The sequence below is a fragment of the Allosalinactinospora lopnorensis genome (genome assembly GCF_000981225.1).
In the GTDB taxonomy this organism is placed as follows: Bacteria; Actinomycetota; Actinomycetes; order Streptosporangiales; family Streptosporangiaceae; genus Allosalinactinospora; species Allosalinactinospora lopnorensis.
Genome location: NZ_LAJC01000046.1, coordinates 23,921 through 47,123 on the forward strand (window position 1 = coordinate 23,921; position 23,203 = coordinate 47,123).

The following is a 23,203-nucleotide window of genomic DNA, read 5'->3' on the forward strand; positions in this document are numbered from 1 at the left end:
GGAACCCGAGGACCGTGCGCGACAGCGTGCCCAGCTGCCGTCACCGACGTCCTTGCTGGAGGCACCATGCCCGGGCAGGTCCAGCGCGTGGACGGTGCGGCCCTCCGCGAGGGGGCCATGCACGAACAGCCACGAGTCCTTGTCCCCGCCGAAGCCGTGCACCAACACGACGGTCTCCCCGCCCTCGCCGAGAGTGGCGTAGGAGATCGAGCGGCCGCCGACCCGCACCTCGGCCACGGTGGGACCGGCGGCCTCCTCCACGGTGCCGGCGGCGAGCCGCTCCTCGGCCTCGGCGACGATCTCCTCGATGTCGGAGTCGGCGACGTCCGCCGGGGCGACGACCGCGATGGTGCCGCCGACCGGCGCGTCGGTACCGGCCGGGACGACGATCCGGCGCAGGATACCTTCCTGCGACGCCTCCAGGGTTCCGGCGATCTTGTCGGTGTCGATCTCGGCCAGCTCGATGCCGTCGCTGATGTCGTCGCCTTCGGACACCAGCCACTCGGTGATCGTGCCGGTGGCCATCGACAGTCCCCACTTGGGCATGGCGACGCGTTGGATCCGCTCGTCCGGCATGGTCAGCGCTCCCGGTTCATGACGTCCTTGACCGTGTTGGCCACGCGCTGGGCGTCCGGAAGGTAGAGGTCCTCCAGCGCGTCGCTGAACGGGACCGGCGTATGCGGCGGCGTCACGGTCTGCACCGGAGCACGCAGCGCTCCGAACGCCTCCCGCGCCGCCAGGGACGCGATGTCGGCGGCCATGCCGCACCGCGGGGACGCCTCGTCGACGACGATCAGCCGACCGGTGTTCTCGACGCTTTCCAGGATCGTGTCCTCGTCCAGCGGGCTCGTGGTGCGCAGGTCGATCACGTCGCAGGACACGCCGGAGGGGGCCAGGTCGTCGGCCGCCTCGACCGCCACCGCCACCATCCGGCCCAGGGCGACGATGGTGGCGTCCTCCCCATCGCGGACGATGCCGGCCTCGCCGAACGGGATCGTGTAGGGCTCCTCCGGCACCTCGCCGACGGTGTCGTACAGGGCCTTGTGCTCGCAGAAGATGACCGGGTCGTCGTCGCGGACGGCCTGTATCAGCAGGCCCTTGGCGTCGTACGGCGACGACGGGAGGACGACCTTGAGTCCGGGGACGTGGGTGAAGATCGGGTACAGCGCCTGCGAGTGCTGCGCCGCGGCGCGCAGGCCCCCGCCGTACATGGTGCGGATGACCACCGGTGTGACGGCCTTGCCGCCGAACATGTACCGGAACTTCGCGGCCTGGTTGTAGATCTGGTCGAAGCAGACGCCGAGGAAGTCGACGAACATCAGCTCGGCCACCGGCCGCATGCCGCGTGTCGCGGCGCCGATCGCCGCGCCGATGAAACCGGACTCGCTGATCGGAGTGTCCAGTACCCGGTCGGGGAACCGGGGGTAGAGCCCTTTGGTCACACCGAGGACGCCACCCCAGGCGTCCTGCTCGCCGGGCCCGCCGGCGCCGCCGGCGTTGTCCTCGCCCATGACGATGACGCTCTGGTCGCGCTCCATCTCCTGGACCAGCGCCTCGTTGAGAGCTTCGCGATATGTCATGGTTCGCGCCATCAGGGATCCCTCCGAGCCTTTCAGTAGGAGATGTAGACGTCGGTCTCCAGGTCGGCCGCCGTGGGCTTGGGCGCCTCCTTCGCCTCGGCCACGGCCCGGTCGATCAGGAGGGCCACCTCGCGGTCGACTTCGTCGAGCCGCTCGGCGCTCAGCAGGCCGGAGTCCATGACACGTGCGCGGAAGCTCCTGAGGCAGTCCCGCTCCGCACGCGCCCGGGCGACCTCGTCTGTGCGGTAGGTCTGCTGGTCTCCCTCGAAGTGCCCGAAGTAGCGGGTGAACTCGACCTCGATCAGCGTCGGACCGCCGCCCGCGCGTGCGCGTTCGACGGCCTCCCCGGCGGCTTCGTACACGGCGAAGAAGTCGAACCCGTCGACGGTCACACCGGGCATGCCGAAGGCGGGCGCCCGGTCCGCGATGCTGTCGGCGGCCACGGACCAACTGCTCGCGGTGGCCTCCGCGTAGCCGTTGTTCTCCGCCACGAAGACCACCGGTACGTTCCACACCGACGCCAGGTTCATCGCCTCCAGCGTGGTGCCCTGGTTGCTGGCGCCGTCACCGAAGAACGCGACGCCCACGCCCCCGGTGTTCTGGAGTTTCGCCGCGAGTGCCGCACCGCAGATCAACGGCGGGCCGCCGCCCACGATGCCGTTGGCGCCGAGCATCCCCTTGCTCAGGTCGGCGATGTGCATCGACCCGCCCTTGCCGTGGCAGGAGCCGGTCGCGCGGCCGTAGATCTCGGCCATCATGGCTTTCACGTCGACGCCCTTGGCGATGCAGTGCCCGTGCCCGCGGTGCGTGCTGGAGATCGCGTCCCGCTCGTCCAGGTGCGCGCAAACGCCGGTCGCGGACGCCTCCTCACCCGCGTAGAGGTGCACGAACCCGGGGATCTCGCCGGTCGCGAACTCCTCGTGCACGCGTTCCTCGAACATCCGGATCGTCCGCATGGTGCGGTAGGCGTCCAGGAGCCGGCGCTCGTCGAGCACGCCGGCGGTGACTGGAAGGGTCTCGGTCATTTTCTCCTCCTCGAAGAGGCGGGCCGCCACCGCGGAGACGCGCCGCGGCGGTGACGCCGCGGTCGGCCGGAGCCGGTGAGCCGGGAGCGCTGGACCGCGCCGCCGCGCGGCACGCCTCCCGCTCGCCTTGCGACACTGGTGTGTTGTGCACGTCACACCGAAATCAGGAGACGTGCTCCGCCGCGCGCCGGACAAGGGTTGCGCCGAGTTGCATCCGGCCCGGGCACTGTGCCGCGGCGGCGTGCGGGTCGGTCCGGTCGGCGCCCGGAACCACGCCCGTTCCCCGCCGAACCGGGTGTCAGGAGTTTCCGACGATCGTGTTGTCTTCCTGTCCTTCCGGTATTTCCCCTGGCCGGACCGCTGAACCTCCGCGCGGTGCGCCCGCTGGCGCCGGACGCCTCGCGGGGCGCCGATCCCGTACGGCCATGGGGCGGAAACCGCCGCCGGGGTGGGGGACGGCCGGGCTCGCCACCGGGTCAGCCTCGGGCGATCGGCGCCCGGCGGGCCAGCACCCTGGTCGAGCGGCGCCGGCCGGAGGAAACGGCCTCCTCGGCCAGCACATCGAATCCCGGCGGGAGCCGCGTGCCCAGTTCACCGTGCGCCACGTGCCACGGCCGGTGCTCGCCGGCGGCGCCTTCCGGAAGGGCGAGCGCCTCCCACCCGAGGAGCCCGCCGGGCAGCACAGCGCGGCAGGCCGACCGGAACGCGTCCGGGTCCCAGTAGAGGCTCGCCAGCACCAGGGCGAACCGCTCCCCTCCCGGGTCGTAGGAGGGAACGTCCGCCGAAACGCAGTCGACGCGCTCCCCCAGGCCCCGGCGCTCCGCCTCCTCCTCCAGCTGAGCCAGTGCCAGGTCGGAGACGTCGACGGCGATGACCGCGCGGCCCGCGGCGGCGAGTTCCAGCGCACTGCCCGACCTGCCGCAGGCCAGCTCCAGCACCGGCCCAGCGGGCAATCCGGCCGCGAACGCGGCGGCGACGAGCGGATGCGGCGCAAAGATCGGCCCCTCCGACCGGTACCGCGCGTTCCACCGCAGCCGGTCCGGGTGGTCGCGCAACTCCTCGGGCACCACGCTCCTCCTCCCCGGCCGCCCGCGGAACGCGGTGTACTCCGATACCCGCCCCCACAGGAGTCAGCGTTCGTAGATCCCGACGACGCGGTTCTGCTCGATGATCGCGTCGCTGTACTCGTTCAGGAACCGCTGCATCGAAGGGGCACCCTCAACAGGGCGGTCGAGGGCGTACACCCAGAAGTAGTAGTGGTGCGGCCCGTGCCCGACCGGCGGACGCGGGCCGCCGTAGCCTTTTTTGCCGAAGTCGTTGCCTCCGACGCGGAAGTGCCTGTCCGCATCCGGGCCGATCTCCGTGGTGCCGGGCGGGATCCCGTACAGCGCCCAGTGGGTGAACCCCCGCGGCATCGGCGCGTCCGGGTCGTGGCAGATGACCGCCAACTCGACCGTCCCCTCCGGCACGCCGCTGATCCGCAGCACCGGTGGCTCGTTCTCGTGCTCCAGCGCGTGGCGGTGGTGCAGCCGCCCGTCCGGCCCGATGTCCGGGCTAGTGATCCTCAGGTCACTGATGGTGGGTGCCACGTCTCCTCCCTACCCTCACCGCCCCAACCTAGTGCAGACACGCGGCCCGTTCCGAGAGGCGGCCGGGGGCGCGTCGCCGGAGGCCGCGAATCTCCGCGCCAAGCCGCAGTGGGAACAAGAACATCTCACCACCCGGCACGGCTGACTTCGGCTCCGGGCCGAACACCGCGGACCGCCGCAGACGCCGGACGGGGATCGCCCCCAGAAAGCGCGCGGAACTCCACGGTGCGCCCGGGAGGCGGGGTACGGACATGGGTCAGACCAGTGCCGAGCCGAGCGCGGCCGCGGCCGAGCACGCGGCCGCGGGGGCCAGGAGCACAAGCCCGGACCGCAGCAGCATGTACTTCCGGTAGACGATCCGGCTCACCTTGTAGAGCTGGCTGAGGACGTCGCCGAGGTCCGCCGCGCACGGCCGTTCAAGGGATCGGCGCAGCTCGTCCTTGTCCGCGCAACGGGCGACCTCGATGAACGAGGAGATCTCCGTCCCCCGGCTCGCCCTCCGCGGGCCCAGCCGCGGGAACACCACCATCGCGAACATGAGCATGGCCGTCCCGAACGCGGCGACACCCGTCCACCAGAGCCACTGCCACGGCGCCTTCACCTCCGCGGGGGACCACTTGCCGTCGAGCAGCGCGCCGAGGAACACGCTCACGACCACGCCCACGGCGGCCAGGAGGATCGAGGCCTTCTGGTCGGCTTGGGCGACCTCCTTGCGGGCGTCGTCCAGCAGGGCCAGCGCGTGCGACCGGATCCGGTCCTCCAGTGAGGGCCGGCGGTCTCCCGGCGGCCCCCCGGCCAGGAAACCGCCGATACGGCCCGCCCACGTGCGTACGAGGCTCATCCGCGCGCCCCTTCGGACGGGACGGAACCGGACTCGGCGCGGAACGCGCGGTTGACTCTCTCGAAGCGCGCCTCCGAGGGGCTCGGATGATAGCGGGCCAGACACCTGATGGTCACCGCCGTATTGCCCGCCAGAGGGAAGGAGACCGGTGACGCGCCGCCTCCCTCCAACGGCGCGCCACCGTGTTCCCGCCCGTTCCGTACGACAGCTCGGTCGTACCGCCTGGGCAGGAAGCATGGAAAGGGATACGACACCCGTGAGGAGTGCCCCGGTCAGAACGGCTGCCAGACCCGCGGGCTCGGTGACCGAGGTTTCCCGGAGCCGGGCCGTCCCCGTGGCGTCGAGCAGGTAGCCGCTGCCGGCGGCCCCGTCCTGGTCTTCGACGTGCCCTGCGAGCGTTCCGAGCGGCGTGGAGTGGTGGACGAGGCGGAGCGGTCTCTCCGCGGTCGGGTGGGCCGCGAACGCCAGGGCCGCGATGGCTGACGTCCGGCGTCCGTTGTCCTCGGCGCCGCTGAGAAAGACAAGCCGATCGGTCTTCAGCCGGGTGCCCAGTTCCGTGTCGCTTCGCGCGCGGACGCGGACGCAGAGCCGGGACTCCACGCCGTTCATCGGCAGCGGTGCGCTGGACAGTCCTTGGGCCACAAAGGGAGAGGTGAAGTAGTTGTAGGTGTACCTGCTCCCGTAGTGACCGCCGAACGTCGCGTCGCCTCCGGTGGCGCTCACCGAGCCCTTGACGATGCGCTCGCGGCGGCTATCGCGGACGCGCTCACCGTCATAGCGATCGGAGCCGAAGCTGCGCTGCTCTTCCCGATCGCGCAGCCTCTCCTCATTGTTCCCGTCCTTGTAGTGCCCCTCCTCGTTGTCCCGCCTGTCGTCGCGCCGACTCTGCTGATCGGGGGCCTCGGCGTTCTGGCGCGTATCGCCGCCGGGCGCGTCGTGCCAGCGCCCGTCTTCGCCCGGGCGGTCCGCGGGCCTGTCCCGCTCGCCCGATGGCGGCTGGGGAGGCGGGGTGCTCTCGTCCGCACCACCCGGATCCGGGGATTGGGGGTTCTTCATGCTCAGAGGTCAGAACCGGTTGTAGGTGCGCTTGTCGCCGTACTGGTTACCGAACGCCACGTCGCCGCCTTTGGCCGTGACGTCGCCGTGGACCGTCACAGGAGCCCCCTGCCTGTCGCGGCCTCCCGGCGGGCCGTCCTGTGAACGGCCTCGTTCGCTCCCGCCGGACTCATCCGCGGGCACGGCGTCGGGGTCGAGAAAGGACTCCGGCTGCGAGGCGGAGTCGGGGACGTAGATCCACGCGTTCGCGCGGAAGTCCTTCGCGGGCTCGTCGATGACGATCGGGTCGAAACGCCACCGGTAGAGGGCGTGCGTGCCCTCCTCGATGACATCGGAGTAGATCGACTCGGAGACCACCAGGACGAGATCGCTCTTCGGGTGGCCGGCCAGCACCCGGCGGACCTGGTCGTTGTCGCGCATCCGGCACACGGCGACCACGGCCTTGCCCACGAACCCGTTGTCGCCGATACGGATGTTCCCCTGGTGGACGGCGACACGCAGCCGTACCCGGTACTCGTGGTTGAGCATCTTGTTGTGGTGGTAGAGGGCCTTGTCGAGCTCGCCGACGAAGTCGGAGATGGTGCGGTCCTCGACCGTTCCCGGCGGCAGGATCGCGAGCTCGCCGTCGCCCTGCTGCTGCCGGTCCCATTCGAGGCGGTTCAGATCGCCGTTCTCGCATGCCTGATGCAGGATGGCCAGCAGGTCACGCTGGAGCTGGAGCTGGCCGTGCTGGTTTCTGGAGCTGTACGACTCGGCGTCGACCGCGATGGTCAGCCGGCGCAGCGGTGGGCTGGTCTCCATGCGCACTGGTCCTCTCATCGAGGGGGATGCCGCCCGTTCCTGTGGCTTCTGGCGGTGAATCTTCCACACCCCGGTGCCGCGGATCTGGTACTTCTACGGCTTCGGCGGAAAATCATCCCCTTCTCCCTCATCAGGGGGGATATCGGCCGCCTTCGCGAGCGCCGCGAACGAGGTGATCGCGTTGGTGCGGTAGCCGGTGCTGACGATTCCGCCCTGCCGCAGACCGGCCAGGGCCTTCTGTACGGCGGCCTCCGAGGCGCCGATGATGGAGGCGAGCTCGGGCTGGGTGATCGGGATTCCCAGCTCGACACGGTCGCCTTTGCGCAGCCCGTAGTCCTGGTAGAGCCGGTACAGCACCCGGGCCAGGCGCACCGGGGCGTCGTGCGCGCCGTAGTCGACCACCCGCTGGGTGGTGGAGCGGAACTTGCCGGCGATCGACGCGCTGACCGCCTGGGAGACCTCCGGGTTTCTCGCCAGGAACGCCTCGAAGTCCCGGTGTGCGATGACCACGGCGGAGACCGGGCCGGTGGCGGTGACCGTCGCGATCCGCGGGCTGCCGTCCAGGCTGGCCAGCTCGCCGATGAGGTCGCCGCGGGAGCGGATCGCGAGCAGGACGCGGCGCCCGTTGCGGGAGCTGCAGGTCACCTTGGTGACACCGTCGATGAGCACGAAGACGTGCCTTGTTGTCTCCCCCTGGTTCACCAGAACCTCTTCGGCGGCGAAGTCCCTGGGATGCCCCGAGGCGAGGAGAGCACGGCACTGGTCGGACTTGAGGGAGGCGATGACGCTTTTCGCGGGCCAAGGACGGTGCATGGGTTGCTGTACTCCGATGGGGGTCTCGGATGTCATTGTGGTTTCGCGAGGTGAAGGATGGAATCCGCGACGGTTGGTGGATCAGTCCGGCCCCAGTCCGTTGTCCCTGATTCCCGGCCCTCACCGACACGAATACCCTTCGGTACTGCTCATTGGATGGCTCCAGCCTGGAACACGCAGGGAAACCGGCGGTATACCGGCGGTAGAGACGCCCGGTGGTCCGCGGGCCGCCGGAAGCCCTCAGGAGCGCTGCGGTGCGATGTCCGCCTCGATCGGCGGGCCGTCGATGGCGCAGTGCCGCTTGCGGTTCATCGCGCTGGCCCGGCAGCCGGGGGCGTCCGTGTCGAGCCGGTTGCTGACCAGGGCCGCGGCGAGAAGGCCGCCCGCCACTGTGATACCGGCGCAGATCAGCATCGCCGTGCGGAAGCCGTCTGCGAACAGTTCCGGGTTCCGGTAGCTCGCCCCGGAGATGCCGGCGGCCAGCGGCAGCACGGCCACGGCGATCAGGCCCGCCCCGCGCGACAGGGCGTTGTTGACCGCCGAGGCCAGACCGCTGTGCCGCTCGGGCACACCGGCGAGCACGGTCGCGGTCAGCGGTGCGACGGTGAGCGCTAGGCCGCTGCCGAACACCAGGACAGCGGGCAGCACCGTGTCCCAGTAGGTCCCGTCGGGTCCCATCCGGAGCAGGAGCAGCATCCCGCCGGCCATGATCAGCGGCCCGACGGTCATCGGCCACCGCGGCCCGATGCGCTCCGCCAGTTGCCCGGCTCGGGCCGAGAAGAGCAGCATGAGCACGGTGATCGGCAGCAGCGCGGCCCCGGCCGCCAGGGCGGAGTATCCCGCGACCTGCTGCAAGTAGATGACCAGCAGGAACAGCATCCCGGCCAGCGCCGCGTAGACCGCGAGAGTGACGATGTTCGCCGCGGAGAACTGGCGGCTGGCGAACAGCCACAACGGCAGCATGGGGTGCCGGCTGCGCGCCTCGACGGCGACAAAGGCCGCCAGGGCGGCCACCCCCGCGGCGGCGAGACCGAGCTGCGCAGCCCCGAAACCGCCTTCCCCCGCGCTGATCAGCGCCCAGGACAGGCTTCCCAGCCCGGCGGCCACCAGGACGGCGCCCGGCACGTCGAAGCGGCGCGGCGCCTCCGGGTCCCGGCTCTCGGGTACGTGCCTGGCCGTGACCAGCAGTACCACGGCGACGAGCGGGAGGTTGGTGAGGAAGATCCACCGCCAGGACAGGGCGTCAATCAGCCAGCCGCCGAAAATGGGCCCGAGCGCGGCCGCGATCCCCGACAGCCCCGACCACGCGCCGATGGCCCGCGCCCGGTCCTCGCGGACGAAGGACGCCTGCAGGATCGCCAGGCTTCCCGGGGTGAGCAGGGCGCCGCCCACCCCTTGGAACCCGCGAGCGAACACGAGCGTCTCCGCGGTGGGCGCCAGGCCGCACAGCAGCGAGGCCAGGGCGAACCACACCACCCCGATCTGGAAGAGGCGGCGCCGGCCGAACCTGTCGGCCAGGGAGCCGCCCAGCGGGATGAGCGCGGCCAGCGCCAGGGTGTAGGCGTTGAGTACCCATTGCAGGCCGGCGACGTCGGCGTCCAGGTCACCCCCGATGGCCGGAAGCGCGACGTTGACGGTGGAGGCGTCCAGGAACGCCAGGCCCGAGCCGAGCACCGTGGCCAGCAGGACCCAGCGCGCCCGGGCCGTCCCCCACACGATCGCATCGCCCGCTGGTTCGGCTCTCATGAACCCGACCTTTCTCCAGGACACTCCTTCACCGGCAGTGGGCCTTCCGGCCGCCGGCGCCGCGGTCCGCCGCGCGCCCGCTTGACCACCGTCCCTGATCCGACACGTGCTTGACTTCTTCCCCTTCCTAGAGGACGGGGATTCCAGTGGTCACCCACTGGGTTTCCCGCTTCATCGCCGACCGCGGAAGGGCGGCGCCCCTTGCCGACTGACACCAGCTCCACAGGCATCACCCGCGTGGGCGCGTGCTGCGACTCGACCAGCCGCGCAGATGTTCTTCGCCGCGTTGGCATCCCGAGCATGTCGGGTGCGGCAGGTCGGACACGTCCAACCCGGATTCCTCCCCGGCCCGAAGGCCGGGGCATCCTCCAGGAGGAAGGGTGAACACCTCCGCCGCTCGCTCTTCCCCGGCGGACGACCGCGCCGGCCGGTGCGGCGGCGGTGAACTGTCGTAGGCCTGTGCACAGTGGCCGTATTGGCTCACTCTCTGGGGGCGGTCATGACGTTTCTCCTGGTCATCGGAACACGCAAGGGGTTGTTCACCGCGGTCAGCGACGATCGGCGCAGTTGGGGGGTGGGGGGCCGCACCGCCTCGACGCCGAGGACTACGCGAACATGTCCGGTGTGTACGCCGTCGGGATCGACCCGCACACCGGGCGGATCCTGGCCGGCTCGGAGAGCGCGCATTTCGGACCGAGTATGTGGTTCAGCGACGACCTGGGAACCAGCTGGCGCGAACCGGGGCACGCGCCCATCGCCTTCCCTTCCGACGTCGACGCCGCGTTCACCCGGGTGTGGCAGTTCGCCTTCGGCGGCGAGCCGGGCGCCGTCTACGCCGGGGTCGAGCCCACGGCCCTGTTCCGCTCCGTCGACGGCGGGGAGAGCTTCGAGCTGGTCCGGGCGCTGTGGGACCATCCGCACCGGTCCGACTGGTTCCCCGGCGCCGGCGGCGCGGCCGTCCACACCGTCCTCCCGGAGCGGGTGAGCGCCGACGGCACGGACCCGCGCTGCATGACCGTGGCCATGTCCACCGGAGGCGTCTACCAGACCCGGGACGGCGGCGGCACCTGGACGCCCGCGAACCGGGGAATCCGTGCGACGTTCCTTCCCGAGGAGTACCCGGAGTACGGGCAGTGCGTGCACAAGGTCGCCGTCGCGGCCGACGGCGCGTTCTACCTGCAGAACCACCACGGCGTCTACCGCAGTGAGGACCCGCTCTCCGGCTGGGCGCCGATCGCCGACGGCCTGCCCGCCGACTTCGGGTTCGCCATGGTCGCGCACCCGCACGCACCGGGGACGGCGCTGACCTTCCCGGTGATCAGCGAGGCGTGCCATCTGCCGCCGGACTACCGGCTGGACGTGCGCCGCACCGACGACGGCGGCGCCACCTGGCGACCGGCGGCCAAAGGGCTGCCGGCGGACCCGTACTACAGCATCGTGCTCCGCGACGCCGCCTGCACCGACGGCACGGACGTCCCGGGGTTCTACTTCGGCACCCGGGCCGGGGACGTTTACGCCGCCACCGACGACGACCCGGAGTGGCGACAGGTCGCGGCGCACCTGCCGACGTGCTCTGCGTACGCGCGGTCCGAGTGCCATGAGCGTGACAGTCGTGCTCCCGCAGGTGCTCCGGGCCGACTGCGACGGGGCGGCCCGGGCCGACGTGCCGGTCGACGCCGCGAGCGGGGTGCCACTGCGCGACCTCCTCGACGAGCTCGCGCGCCGTTACCCGCGCGTGGATCGGCGGCTGCGCGACGATCAGGGCCGGCTGCGGCGCTACATCAACGTGTTCGTCGGCGCCGACGAGTGCCGCGCGCTGGCCGGGCTGGACACCGCGGTCGCCGACGGGACCGAAGTACGGGTGCTGCCGTCGGTGGCGGGCGGGTGACACCGCTTTCCGCCTGGTCCCCTTCTCCCGAGGCGCCATTCCCCCTGATCTCGAGGATCGCGTTCCTTCATTCGCGCGTGAAGGAACGCAACGCTCAAGTCGGCGATGAGAACCCCCGCGCGGGGTTGACGCGGCCTTCTCCCTGGACGTACCACTGGTAGCCGGTTCACTACCGGAGATGACAACAGACAAAGGCCGCACACACGCGGGAGACCCGCGCGGATCCGGCCGGTGGCGTGCAGCCCGGCGATCCGCCGCCCGCCGAGCGCGGTCTGACCGACCATCGGCGCCCGCACCGCGCCAAAGCCCTCCCGCCGACCCCCGCCCCTTCGCCGCCAGGCCCGCCAAGAGCAGGAGCCTCATGATCGTCATCGGGCTGTCCTCCGGCACCTCGGCCGACGGGATCGACGTCGCGGCGGCCGAGGTCTCCCTGGAAGGGGCCCTCGTGCGCATGGTCCCGCTCGGTTACCGCTCGGTCGGATACTCCCCTGGTCTTCAGCAGGCGATCCGCGACGCCCTGCCGCCCGCGCCGGTCACGATGCAGACCGTGTGCCGGATCGACACCGGTGTCGGGCAGGAGTTCGCCGCGGCGGCGGAACGCGGAATCGGTGAACTCGCCGGGGGAAGGGCCGATCTGGTCGCCTCGCACGGCCAGACCCTCTTCCACTGGGTCAGCGGGACGACGGTGAACGGGTCCCTGCAGCTCGGCCAACCAGCGTGGATCGCCGAGGCCACCGGGCTGCCCGTGGTGTCCGACCTGCGGTCGGCCGACGTGGCCGCCGGCGGCCAGGGGGCGCCACTAGCCGGTCTGATGGACGCCCTCCTGCTCGGCGGGCGCGCGGAACCGGCCGCCGCGCTGAACCTCGGCGGGATCGCCAACGTCACCGTCGTGCCGGCCGACGCCGCGCCGGTCGCGTTCGACACAGGCCCGGGCAACGCGCTGCTCGACGCCGCGGCGTGCCGGGTGACCGGCGGGCGCGCGCGTTTCGACGCCGATGGGGCGCTCGCGGGGGCCGGCCGGGCCGACGGCGCCCTGCTGGACCTGCTGCTCGCCGAGCCCTACTACCGGCTCGCACCGCCGAAGTCCACCGGGAAGGAGCTGTTCCACTCCGGCTACCTCGACGCGGCACTCGCGCGTGTCCCCCCGGTGCGCGACACGGACCTCCTGGCCACCCTGGCCGAGCTCACCGCCCGCACCGTCGCGGACGCGGTGCGGCCCTACCGGGTCGCCGAGGTGTTCGCCTCCGGCGGCGGCACCCGGAACCCGGCGCTGATGGACCGGCTCGCCGCCCGGCTCCGCCCCGCCCGGCTCCGGCCGTCCGACGAGCTCGGCCTGGGCGGCGAGGCCAAGGAGGCCTACCTGTTCGCGCTGCTCGGTTTCCTCACCTGGCACGGCCTGGCCGGCTCCGTGCCCGGCCGCACCGGCGCGCGGCGTGCCCCGATAGCGGGGCGTATCACCCCCGGCGCCGGCCGCTCCGGCTTCCCGAGTCGGCGACCGCTTCCCGACCCCGCCTGCGTATCGACACCCCCCCGCACCTGAACACCCACCCCGCCCCCGGAGGATCGCGGTGCAGCCACTCGACCTCATCGTCATCGCGGCGTACCTGCTGTGCTCGGCATGGCTCGGCCTCAAACTGTCCGGCAGGCAGCGCAACACGAGGGACTACTTCATCGGCAACCGGCAGTTGCGTGGTGGGCGGTCTGCCTTTCGGTGGTCGCCACCGAGACCAGCGCACTGACCGTGATCAGCGTTCCCGCCGTAGCCTACCTGGGCGACGTCACGTTCCTGCAGGTGGCGGTGGGCTATCTGATCGGCCGCGTGATCGTCGCCTTCGTGCTGCTGCCCCGCTACTACCGGGGCGAGATGATCACGGCCTACGCCTACCTGGGCGTGCGCTTCGGCCGCGGCATGCAGGGCATGGCCTCGGTGGCGTTCCTGTTCACCCGGCTGCTCGCCGACGGCGTCCGGCTGTTCGCGGCCGCGATCCCGATGAAGGTCATCCTGGACTCCTACGGGGTGGAGATGTCCTTCTTCTCGATCATCGCCGTCCTCGGCTCCATCACGATCCTCTACACCCTCATCGGCGGTATCAGGGCCGTGGTGTGGGTCGACGTGCTGCAGATGGGGCTGTACACGGTCGGCGGCCTCATCGCGCTGGGCTTCCTCATCAGCAGCCTCGACGTGAACTTCCTCTCGGTCGCGGCCGACTCCGGCAAGACCCGGTTCCTCGACTTCACGTCGAACCCGATATCGGCGGAGTACGCGACGATCACGGCGGTGCTCGGGGGCGCCCTGCTGTCCACCGCCTCCCACGGCGCCGACCAGATCATCGTCCAGCGGCTGCTCGGCTGCCGCACGCTGCGCGATGCGCAGAAGGCCGTGATCGGCAGCGCTGTCGTCGTGTTCTTTCAGTTCGCCCTGTTCCTGACCGTGGGGCTCGCGCTGTTCGCCTACTACGAGGGCGCCGCGGCCGAACAGCTCGGACTCACGCAGGACGACGAGATCTTCCCGACCTACATCGTGGAGGGACTGCCCGCCGGCCTGTCGGGGCTGCTGCTCGCCGGGATCATGGCCTCCGCGATGAGCACCCTGTCCTCCTCGCTGTCGGCGCTGTCGTCCTCGACCATGGCCGACCTGTACGAGAGGTTCGCCGCTCGCCCCCTCTCCGACGCGCAGGGGCTCAGGCTCGGCCGCCTCTTCACCCTCGGCTGGGGTCTGGTGTTCATCGGGGCGGCGGCGATGTTCACCGGCACCGACAACCCCGTCGTCGAACTCGGCCTCTCGGTCGCCGGGCTGACCTACGGCGGGCTGCTCGGCGCGTTCTTCCTCGGGCTGTGGGTCCGCAAGGCGCGGCAGCTCGACGCCGCCATCGCCTTCAGCACCGCCGTGGTGACCATGGTGTGGCTGTTCCTCTTCCGCCAGGAACTCGTCGGCTTCACCTGGTACACGGCCATCGGGCTGGTCATCGTGGTCGGGCTCGGCTACCTGCTCTCCCGTCGGCACCGCGATGAGGCCTCGACCGTCGGCGGCGCCCCCGTTCCCGCCGGTGAGGACGAGCGGGCGTGAGGACCGGTACGCAGGAGGTCAAAGCTCCAGCAGCCCGTCCACGACGGAGACGAGATCGGTCCCCATCACATCAGCGGGGTCGAAAACGGCGGGGAACCGCCCTTCGAGGTGGCTCGACCACCCCGTGGTCAGGCCCGCGGAGCGGGCGCCGTGGACGTCCCAGCCGTGCGCGGCCACCAGCGCCAGCCGGTGCGGCGCGACGCCGCACGCCTCGGCCGCGTACCGGTACGGTTCGGGCGCGGGTTTCCCCCTGCCCACCTCGTCGATCGAGATCACCCGCTGCACATGGTCGGACAGCCCCGCGCCGTCGAGCAGCCGCCGGGTGGTCTCCGCGGCACCGTTGGTGAGGGTCAGCACCGCCACGCCGGCGTCGCGGACGCGGCGCATGGCGGGCGCGGCGTCCGCCCGGGCGTCGAGCGCCGCCATAGCGCTGATCAGCTCTTCTGCCGCGCCCTGCGGCAGCCGGTGCCCGGTGACGTCGTGCAGCGCGCTGATCGCCACGTCGCGGAACGGGCGGTAGCCGCCGCTCGCGGCCAGGACGAAGGCGTCGCGCAGCACATGGTCGAACCAGTGCCGCACCGCGCCTCCGGGAGTCCGGCGTCGCGGAACCGCCCCTCCAGCGGGTCCAGCGGGAACAGCGTCTCGATCACATCGAAGGCGATAGCAACGGGCGTTGAGCGGCTTCCATGGCCCCCTCGGCAGGTCCGGCGGGTCGGGAGAACAGGTCTTGGGCCTACTCATTCCCCGTGCTCAGGCCGGGGTACCGGCCGCTCGGCCATTGACATCGGACTTTTCAGTCGGGATAGTTCACAGATGTGATCTCGATTTCACGCTGATGAACCGGAGGGCGCACAGTGCCGGACGCCACCGCGATGCCCCTCCGGACGCCGCCGTGCCCCCCATTCCGGCCCGGGTGCGATCGGGAAGAGGGCCGGTACCCCCCGGGCCGCCGCGGAACACCGGCCCGGAAGACGCGCGGACCCGGACCGAACAGCGATGAACAGCCACTGACCAGCCACCGATCAGCGAGGAAGAACCGTGCAGCTACTGCGACTCGGCCCGTACGGCTCGGAGCGCCCGGCGGTCCGCACCGATGACGGCATCCTCTACGACCTCTCCCCTGTGACACGGGACATCGACGGGGCCTTCCTCAATGAGGACGGCGTCGCCAGGGCGCGCTCCGCGCTCGCCGCGGGCACGCTCACCCGGGTGGACTCCGACGGCCGGCGCATAGGCGCACCGGTCGCCCGGCCCGGCGCCGTGGTGTGCATAGGACTGAACTACGCGGCGCACGCGGCCGAGAGCGACATCCCGCCGCCAGAGGCGCCGGTCGTCTTCCTCAAGCACCCCAACACCGTTGTGGGCCCCTACGACGACATACGCGCCCCCTCCGGTGCGAGCCGGCTCGACTGGGAGGTCGAGCTCGCGGTGGTGATCGGTCGGCGGGCGCGGTACCTCGACTCGCCGGAGGCCGCCGCCGGGTGCGTCGCCGGATACGCCGTCGCCAACGACGTGTCCGAGCGGGAGTTCCAGCTTGAGCACTCCGGCGGCCAGTGGTCCAAGGGCAAGTGCTGCGAGACGTTCAACCCGCTGGGCCCCTGGCTGGTCCCCGCCGACGAGGTGCGGTCGCCGCAGGGCCTGGGACTGCGGTCCTGGGTCAACGGCGAGGTGCGGCAGGACTCCAGCACGGGCGACATGATCTTCGGCGTGCACCACCTCGTCCGGCACCTGTCGCGGTACATGGTCCTGGACCCGGGCGACGTGGTCATAACCGGGACACCGGAGGGGGTGGCGCTCTCCGGGCGCTTCGGCTACCTCGCCGCCGGGGACACGGTACGCATGGAGATCGACGGCCTCGGCGTCCAGGAGCAGCGCGTGGTGAGCACCGGGTAGGCCGGGCCGCACCCCAGGGCTCAAGGGGCGGTGCCGGCCGCGCGCCCGTGGTGGCCGAGCCGCTCCGACAGCCGCGCGGCCTGCCCGTCGAGCACGGTGTGCACCCGGCGCCGGACCTCCGCCGAGGCCCGCACGTCGGGGATGGACACGCTCATGGCGGCCCGGACGGTCCCGGTGTGGTCGCGCACCGGAACGGCGACGCAGAAGACACCCGGGGTGTACTCCCCGTTGTCCGTCGCGTAGCCCCGCCGGCGCACCGCCGCCAACTCGGTGAGCAACCGGTCCAGACCCTGGAGGGTGCGCGGCGTGAACCGCTGGAACTCCACCTCGCGGAAGCGGGCGCGGATCCTGTCGTCGTCCAGGTCGGCCAGCAGTACCTTGCCCACGCCGGTGGCGTAGGCGGGCAGCCGGGATCCCACGTGCGAGACGAGCACGAGTGTCTGGTCGGCCTCGACCTTGCCGACGTAGAGGCTGTCAGTGCCGTCCAGCACCGCGAGCTGGACGATCTCGTTGACCTGGTCCCGGACCGCCTCCATGTAGGGGCGCGAGATCCGCTGCAGGTCGGCGGCCGCGAGGTAGCCCTGGCCGGCCTCCCACACCCGGACGCCGAGCGTGTAGCGCCGCTCCGCCTCATCGAAACCGAGGAAACTCCGGCCGAGCATGGTGGTGAGCAGCGCGTGGGCGCTGCTCTTGGGCAGGTCGAGCTCGGCGCAGATGTCGCCGAACGTCAGCCCGTTCGGCTCCCGGGTCAGCAGCTCCAGGATCTCCAGGGCCCGCTCCGCGGACTTCACCGACTGGGCCATCCGGCCTCCCATCCCACCCCGGTTCACATATGCGAACCAGTGTAGGCGGCGGGAGGCCGGCCCGTTCCCTCAGTGCGACTCGCGCGGGACGTCGTGTCCGCTGGCGCCGACGAGGAAGTCCAGGTCGGCGCCCTCGTCCGCCTGGAGGACGTGCTCGCAGTAGAGCCTGGTCCACCCCCGTTCGGAGTGCGGCGCCGGCGGGGTCCACCCGGCGCGGCGGCGTTCCAGCTCCGCGTCGTCGACCTCAAGGGTGAGGCGGCGCGCGGCCACGTCGAGGGTGATCTCGTCGCCGTCGCGCACCAGCGCCAGAGGGCCGCCGGCCGCGGCCTCGGGCGCGGTGTGCAGGACAACGGTGCCGTATGCGGTGCCCGACATCCGCCCGTCGCAGACGCGCACCATGTCGGTCACCCCTTCGGCGAGAAGCTTGGCCGGCAGCGCGACGTTGCTGACCTCCGGCATCCCCGGGTACCCGGCCGGACCGCAGTAGCGGAGCACCAGGACGGTGTCGGCGTCGACGTCGAGTTCGGGGTCGTCGGCCGCCGCGTAGTACTCCTCCGGCGAGTCGAAGACGAGCGCCCTGCCGCGGTGGCGCATCAGGTGTGCACTGGCGGCGGACTGCTTGACGACCGCCCCGTTGGGCGCGAGGTTGCCGCGCAGGACGGCGGTGCCGCTCCCGGCCGGCTGGAACGGGTCGTGCAGCGGGCGGATGACCTCGCGGTCGTAGCACTCGGCGGCATCGGCGCCCGCCCGGCCGGCGGCGCCGATGGTCTCACCGGTGACCGTGAGGGCGTCGGTGTGCAGCAGGTCGCCGAGTTCGGCGACCACCGCGGGCAGGCCGCCCGCGTAGCAGAAGTCCTCCATCAGGAAGCGGCCGCTGGGCATCAGGTCGAGCAGGGTGGGGACGTCGCGCACCAGGCCGTCGAAGTCGTCGAGGGACAGCCCGACGCCGAGCCGGCCGGCGATGGCCAGCAGGTGGATGACGGCGTTGGTGGACCCGCCGATGGCGGCGTTCACCCGGATGGCGTTCTCGAAGGCCCGACGGGTCATGACGGCCGAGGGGCGCAGATCCTCCTCCACCATGCCCACGATCCGCTGCCCGGCCCGTTGCGCGGCGGCGTAGCGCCGGGCGTCGACCGCCGGCCACGTCGCGGCGTAGGGCGGCTGCATCCCCAGCGCCTCGGCCATGCAGGCCATCGTCGAGGCGGTTCCCATGGTCATGCAGTGCCCGTTCGAGCGCGACATGCAGGACTCGGCGAAGGCGCAGTCCGCCTCGCTCATGCGCCCGGCCCGCACCTCCTCCTCGAACTTCCAGACGTGGGTGCCGGATCCGATGTCCGCGCCGCGGAACTTCCCGTTGAGCATCGGCCCGCCGGTGACCATGAGAGCGGGAAGATCGACGCTGGCCGCCGCCATGAGCAGGCCCGGCGTCGTCTTGTCGCAACCGGAGAGCAGTACCGTCCCGTCGAGCGGGTTGGCCCGCATGAGCTCCTCGGCCTCCATCGCCAGGAGGTTGCGGTAGAACATCGCGGTGGGGCGGAGGACGGTCTCCCCGAGCGCCATGACGGGGAACTCCAGGGGGAAACCGCCGGCCTGCCACACCCCGCGCTTGACGGAGTCGGCCAGCCGGGTCAGGTGCGCATTGCACGGGGCGAGCTCCGACCCCGACACGGCGATGCCGATGACGGGGCGGCCGTCGAAGACCTCGTCGCTGAAGCCCTGGTTGCGCATCCAGGAGCGGTAGAGCATGCCGGAGCGGCCGTGCGCGCCGAACCAGTGGGTACTGCGGCGTTCGCTCGCGTTGGCTGCGGAGGTGTCCATCACTGCGCTCCTCGGTGACGTGCGTCGGTGTTCGGGTCCGGTACCGGACCCGCCGGCAGGTGCGTACCCGCGGCGCCGCGGGGTGGGATCTAGATGACGAGGTAGACGGCGAGCACGAGCCCGAAGGTCATGACACCGATGGCGGTTCCCTGCACGGTCCAGGTCTTGAACGTGGTCTTGGTGTCCATCTCCAGGAATCCGCGCACCAGCCAGAACCCCGAGTCGTTGACATGGGACAGCACGATCGACCCCGCCGCCATCGCCAGGATGATCAGGGACAGTTCGAGCTGGGAGAACCCGCCCGACGCCTGGATGGCCGGCGCCATCAGGCCCGCCGCGGTCGTCACGGCGACGGTCGCCGACCCCTGGGCGACCCGCATGACCACGGCGATGAGGAAGGCCGCGACGACGATCGGCAGTCCCATCTCGTCCAGGGCCTGCGCCATGGCGTCGCCGATACCGCTCTCGCTCAGCACGAACCCGAACATGCCGCCCGCGCCGGTCAGCAGGATGATGGTGCACACCGGGGCGAGCGCCTGGTTGACGACGCGCTCCAGCACGTTCCCGCCGTGCCGGCGGCGCCAGCCGAGCAGCCACAGCGCGACCAGCACCGTGATCAGCAGCGCGGCCGGCGTCTCCCCGACCGCCTGCAGCGACTGCACCCAGACGGCATCGCCGTCGACCGCGCCGTCCGCCGCGAGGGTGGCCAGTCCGGTGTTCAGGAAGATCAGACCGAGGGGGAGCATCAGCAGGAAGAGGAGGGTGCCGATGTGCGGCGGCGGGCCGAGTTCGTCCTCGCCGTCCACCGCCGGGCCGCTCAGGATCGTCGGAACCGGCAGCTCGAAACGCCGGCCCAGCCACAGGCCGAGCAGGTAGCCGCTCAGGTACCAGGTCGGCAGGCCGATGGCGAGACCCATCACGACGACGAGCCCCATGTCCGCGTCGACGATCTCGGCGGCGGCCACCGGCCCCGGGTGCGGCGGCAGCAGGGCGTGCATGACGATGAACGCCCCGGTGGCGGGGAGCGCGTAGAGCAGCACAGAGCCGCCCAGCCGGCGGGCCACCGCGAAGATGATCGGCAGCATGACGACGAAGGCGGCGTCCAGGAAGATCGGGAAGCCGAAGAACAGCGACGCCACGCTGAGTGCCAGGGGCGCCCGCTTCTCCCCGAAGAGCCGCAGCAGCCCGTTCGCGAGGACTCTCGCACCGCCGGAGACTTCGACGAGCCGGCCGAGTATCGCGCCGAACGCGATCAGCAGCGCGACCGACCCCAGGGTCTGGCCCAGCCCTTCGGTGAGGGTGGGAATCAGATCGCCGACGGGGATGCCGGTGGCGAGCGCGGTCCCGGCGCTTACCAGGATCAGCGCCAGGACGGCGTGCAGCCGGACTTTGATGATCAGAAACAGCAGGACGACGATCGAGGACGCGCAGATCGCGAAGAGCCAACCGTCGCTGAGGGCCGTGGTGTCTTCCATGAGGTGACCTGTCCAGAAGGGGGTAGGGGGTTCAGCCGCGTCCGGGCAGCCGCAGCCCGTGCAGGCCGCCGTCGACGGTGAGTTCGGTACCGGTGGTGGCGCCCGCCCGCGGGCCGGCGAGGTAGCTGATGGCCGCGGCGACCTCCTCCGCGCTGACCATGCGGCCGTTGGGCTGGCGTGCCGTCAGGGCGGCGCGTTCGGCGTTGGGGTCCTCCGCGGCGTCCAGCAGCCGCTGGATCCAGGGGGTGTCGACGGTTCCGGGCAGCACGCAGGTGACCCGGATCCCGTCGGCCACGTGGTCGGCGGCCATCGCGCGGGTGAGCGCCAGCACGGCGCCTTTGCTCGCCGAGTACACCGCGCGCCGCGGCAGTCCCACGGTGGCCGCGACGGAACAGGTGTTGACGATGGCGGCATGCGGCGATCGGCGCAGGTGCGGCAGCGCGGCGCGGCTCACCCGGGCGATGCCGACCACGTTGAGGTCGAGGACCTCGCGCCACTGGGTGTCGTCGCTGTCCTCGACCGTCCCGCTCGCGCCGATACCCGCGTTGTTGACGACGACGTCGACGCGGCCGAAGCGCGCGGCGGCCGAAGCGACCGCCGCGTCGACCGAGGCCGTGTCGCGGACGTCGCAGTCGATGCCGGTGAACTCGGGTCGCACCTCGGTGCCCGGCAGGTCCAGCGCCGCGACGCGTGCTCCGCGGTCGGCCAGTGCGCGGGCGGCGGCCAGCCCGATCCCGGAGGCTCCGCCGGTCACCAGGGCGACCATGCCGGCGAACTCGCGCTCCCCCGGCGCCGTCTCCTCCTCGTCCAACGCCTTCAGTCCTTTCCGGTCGGTTCGCACTGCGGGGTACGGCGGGCCGGGGTCACTCGTAGTCCTCCCCCTCGTCCTGGATCCGCAGGTACAGATCGCCCCATTCCTCGTGCTCACGGGGCAGCATGTCCCGGGCCTGCTCCGCGAACTCCTCGGCGTCGACGTCGTCGACCACCTCGGGGCCGCCGGTCTCGCGCCACTCCTCCAGGACCTCGGTCTCCTCCTGCTCGATGCACGCGCGCACGTCCTCGGAGACCTCCAGGGTGGCGTCCGCGACATGCGAGCGCTGCTCCGGCGAGAGGTCCTGGAACACGGGGTCGGCGATGACCGGCATGACTCCCTGCACGATGTGCCCCGTCAGGGAGACGTGCGTCTGGACCTCGTCGAACCGCGAGGTGTGGATGGTGGGCACCGGGTTCTCCTGCGCGTCGATGGCGCCCTGCTGCAGACTGAGATACACCTCGCCCAGCGCCATGGGGGTGGCCGTTCCGCCCATCACCTTGGTGTTCGACAGGTACACGGGCGCGCTTGGCACCCGGATCTTGGAGCCCTTGAGGTCGTCGGGGCCGCGGACCGGGTGGTTGGCGGTGGTGTGCCGAGTGCCGTAGTACCAGGAGGCCAGCACCCGCAGTCCGGCGTCCCGGCGCAGCCCCTCCCAGACCTCCTCGCCGATCTCGCCGTTGGTGACCCCGTCGAAGTGGTCGACGTTGCGGAAGGCGTAGGCGGCGTCGAACACCTCGGCCTGGTCGTACCACGAACCGAGGAACGCGGGACCGGCGATGGTCATCTCCAGGTTGCCGGTGTGCAGCAACTGCAGCGCCTCTTCCTCGTCGCCGAGCTGCCCGGCGGGGAAGATCTCCAGGTTCACCCCCACTTCGGCGAACCGCTCGCGCAGTTCTTCGGCGCCGCACGTGTGCGTGGGGTGCTCCGTGTCGTAGACGTGCGCCAGACGTAGGGTGGTGCCGCCGTCCGGAGCGGACCGCGATCCCAGGTCCACCGCGTCGAGGTCGGGCGCGTGCCCGACACATCCGCTGACGAGCACCGCCGCCGCGGCGAATACGGACAGCGAGGCGGCCGGCTTACGCATCTCGGCTCCCTTCCGGCGCGGCGTGCCTCGGATACGTGAGGTGAATCCGGCACTCCGAGTCGTTCATTATGCTGAACGCAGGATGTGGTTCTGTGTCGAGGGAGGGACAGCAGTGAGCCAGGAGCGTTCGTTGGCACCCGCCGTCACCCGGGCGGCGGCGATCCTCGACGTGCTCGCCGAACAGCGCGGGCAGGTCATGAGCCTCACTGAGCTCGCACGCAGGCTCGGCCTCGCCAAGTCGTCGGTCTCCAACATCTGCAACGCCCTTGTGGAGTCCGGGCTGCTGCGCCGGACACCGGAGGGGTTCGGCCTGGGACGGCGCCTGGTCGGCTACGCCGAGGCGTACCTGGCAGGCATCGACATCATCCACGAGTTCCAGGACGTGTGCCGCAGCCGCGGCGCGGCGCCCGAGGAAACCATCCAACTGGCGGTACTGGACGAATCGGGGCTCGACGTCGTCTACCTCGCCCGGCGCGACGGCCGGCACCCGGTCATCCTGGCCTCGCAGATCGGGCGGCCCCTCCCCGCGACGACCACCGCGACCGGGAAGGCGATGCTCGCCGAGCTCTCCGCGGAGGAGCTGCGTTCCCGACTGGCCGGCCGCACCCCGCTGCCCAGGCTGACCCCCCGGTCGGTCACGGACCTCACCGAACTGGAACGCGACCTCGCCGCCGCCCGGGAGCGCGGCTACGCCGTCGACGACGGCGAAACGGTCGAGGGCCTGCTGTGCCTGGCGATGACCGTGCCGGGGACGTCTGCGATCGGGCAGGCCGCGGCGGTCAGCTTCACCGGCCTGGCGACCCGGTCCTCCGCGGAGAGGCGCGACGCGCGGGTGGCCGAGCTGCGCGAGCTCACCAAGGAGCTGGGCACCCGGATGGGCGCCCCCTCGCCCTGAGGCCACTGTTCCTCG

The 23,203-nt window shown here is 71.4% G+C and carries 17 protein-coding genes and 5 pseudogenes; 6 read left to right on the forward strand and 16 right to left on the reverse strand.

Going from position 1 to position 23,203, the window contains the following annotated elements:
* Positions 1–63 precede the first annotated feature (63 nt).
* The 10 genes and pseudogenes from VS93_RS33060 to VS93_RS31835 all read right to left on the reverse strand — a co-directional run.
* Positions 64–576 (reverse strand): annotated as a pseudogene (locus tag VS93_RS33060) (alpha/beta fold hydrolase); the annotation flags it as partial.
* Positions 577–578: 2 nt separating this feature from the next.
* Entirely contained in the window at positions 579–1,580 is a 1,002-nt protein-coding gene (locus VS93_RS16840; RefSeq protein WP_275451698.1) for an alpha-ketoacid dehydrogenase subunit beta, read from the reverse strand.
* Between the two features lie 32 nt (positions 1,581–1,612).
* Positions 1,613–2,605 carry a thiamine pyrophosphate-dependent dehydrogenase E1 component subunit alpha gene (locus VS93_RS16845; protein ID WP_046470874.1) on the reverse strand — a complete coding sequence of 331 codons (993 nt, stop codon included), beginning with the start codon at positions 2,603–2,605 and terminating at the stop codon, positions 1,613–1,615.
* Positions 2,606–3,081: 476 nt separating this feature from the next.
* On the reverse strand, positions 3,082–3,672 hold the full coding sequence (locus tag VS93_RS16850; protein ID WP_201776667.1) for a class I SAM-dependent methyltransferase: 591 nt from the start codon (positions 3,670–3,672) through the stop codon (positions 3,082–3,084).
* A 63-nt stretch (positions 3,673–3,735) separates the two neighbouring features.
* The gene (locus tag VS93_RS16855; protein WP_046470875.1) at positions 3,736–4,194 is read right to left on the reverse strand and encodes a YbhB/YbcL family Raf kinase inhibitor-like protein; all 459 of its coding nucleotides are present in this window, start codon (positions 4,192–4,194) and stop codon (positions 3,736–3,738) included.
* Between the two features lie 256 nt (positions 4,195–4,450).
* On the reverse strand, positions 4,451–6,091 hold the full coding sequence (locus VS93_RS16860) for a Pycsar system effector family protein (protein ID WP_046470876.1): 1,641 nt from the start codon (positions 6,089–6,091) through the stop codon (positions 4,451–4,453).
* A gap of 9 nt (positions 6,092–6,100) precedes the next feature.
* Complete coding sequence (locus tag VS93_RS16865) at positions 6,101–6,892, reverse strand: hypothetical protein (RefSeq protein ID WP_156184888.1); 792 nt, start codon at positions 6,890–6,892, stop codon at positions 6,101–6,103.
* 93 nt (positions 6,893–6,985) lie between these two features.
* Positions 6,986–7,741 carry a Crp/Fnr family transcriptional regulator gene (locus VS93_RS16870; RefSeq protein WP_046470877.1) on the reverse strand — a complete coding sequence of 252 codons (756 nt, stop codon included), beginning with the start codon at positions 7,739–7,741 and terminating at the stop codon, positions 6,986–6,988.
* A gap of 204 nt (positions 7,742–7,945) precedes the next feature.
* A complete protein-coding gene (locus VS93_RS16875) occupies positions 7,946–9,451 on the reverse strand; it encodes an MFS transporter (protein WP_046470878.1) in 1,506 nt (501 codons plus the stop codon).
* A gap of 127 nt (positions 9,452–9,578) precedes the next feature.
* Positions 9,579–9,781, reverse strand: a pseudogene (locus VS93_RS31835) (RNA-guided endonuclease TnpB family protein); the annotation flags it as partial.
* A 169-nt stretch (positions 9,782–9,950) separates the two neighbouring features.
* On the opposite strand from VS93_RS31835, the pseudogene VS93_RS16880 reads away from it, so the two are divergent.
* From VS93_RS16880 to VS93_RS16895, 4 genes and pseudogenes are all read left to right on the forward strand, one after another.
* A pseudogene (locus VS93_RS16880) lies at positions 9,951–11,052 on the forward strand (WD40/YVTN/BNR-like repeat-containing protein).
* The gene (locus tag VS93_RS16885; protein ID WP_082126955.1) at positions 11,049–11,339 is read left to right on the forward strand and encodes a MoaD/ThiS family protein; all 291 of its coding nucleotides are present in this window, start codon (positions 11,049–11,051) and stop codon (positions 11,337–11,339) included. The pseudogene VS93_RS16880 and the gene VS93_RS16885 overlap by 4 nt, the downstream one beginning before the upstream one ends.
* A gap of 361 nt (positions 11,340–11,700) precedes the next feature.
* Positions 11,701–12,863: pseudogene (locus VS93_RS16890) on the forward strand (anhydro-N-acetylmuramic acid kinase); the annotation flags it as partial.
* Between the two features lie 44 nt (positions 12,864–12,907).
* A pseudogene (locus tag VS93_RS16895) lies at positions 12,908–14,406 on the forward strand (sodium:solute symporter).
* Between the two features lie 18 nt (positions 14,407–14,424).
* On the opposite strand, the gene VS93_RS16900 reads toward VS93_RS16895, so the two are convergent.
* Positions 14,425–14,985 (reverse strand): HAD-IA family hydrolase, encoded by a 561-nt coding sequence (locus VS93_RS16900; RefSeq protein WP_338022758.1) that lies wholly within the window; start codon positions 14,983–14,985, stop codon positions 14,425–14,427.
* Between the two features lie 459 nt (positions 14,986–15,444).
* On the opposite strand from VS93_RS16900, the gene VS93_RS16905 reads away from it, so the two are divergent.
* Positions 15,445–16,299, forward strand: a complete 855-nt coding sequence (locus VS93_RS16905; protein ID WP_046470880.1) for a fumarylacetoacetate hydrolase family protein — start codon at positions 15,445–15,447, stop codon at positions 16,297–16,299.
* A gap of 20 nt (positions 16,300–16,319) precedes the next feature.
* Here the strand turns inward: VS93_RS16905 and VS93_RS16910 are convergent, their stop codons facing one another.
* The 5 genes from VS93_RS16910 to VS93_RS16930 form a co-directional block, all read right to left on the reverse strand.
* Complete coding sequence (locus VS93_RS16910) at positions 16,320–17,102, reverse strand: IclR family transcriptional regulator (RefSeq protein WP_046470881.1); 783 nt, start codon at positions 17,100–17,102, stop codon at positions 16,320–16,322.
* A gap of 69 nt (positions 17,103–17,171) precedes the next feature.
* Positions 17,172–18,920 carry an IlvD/Edd family dehydratase gene (locus tag VS93_RS16915; protein WP_046470882.1) on the reverse strand — a complete coding sequence of 583 codons (1,749 nt, stop codon included), beginning with the start codon at positions 18,918–18,920 and terminating at the stop codon, positions 17,172–17,174.
* A gap of 89 nt (positions 18,921–19,009) precedes the next feature.
* Positions 19,010–20,395 (reverse strand): GntP family permease, encoded by a 1,386-nt coding sequence (locus VS93_RS16920; protein WP_046470883.1) that lies wholly within the window; start codon positions 20,393–20,395, stop codon positions 19,010–19,012.
* A 31-nt stretch (positions 20,396–20,426) separates the two neighbouring features.
* Entirely contained in the window at positions 20,427–21,206 is a 780-nt protein-coding gene (locus VS93_RS16925; RefSeq protein ID WP_236700591.1) for an SDR family NAD(P)-dependent oxidoreductase, read from the reverse strand.
* Between the two features lie 52 nt (positions 21,207–21,258).
* Positions 21,259–22,293: a DctP family TRAP transporter solute-binding subunit gene (locus VS93_RS16930; RefSeq protein ID WP_046470884.1), complete on the reverse strand. Its 1,035-nt coding sequence runs from the start codon at positions 22,291–22,293 to the stop codon at positions 21,259–21,261.
* A gap of 112 nt (positions 22,294–22,405) precedes the next feature.
* Here VS93_RS16930 and VS93_RS16935 point away from each other — a divergent pair, with 112 nt between their 5' ends.
* A complete protein-coding gene (locus tag VS93_RS16935; protein WP_052745813.1) occupies positions 22,406–23,188 on the forward strand; it encodes an IclR family transcriptional regulator in 783 nt (260 codons plus the stop codon).
* The last annotated feature ends 15 nt before the right edge of the window (positions 23,189–23,203 follow it).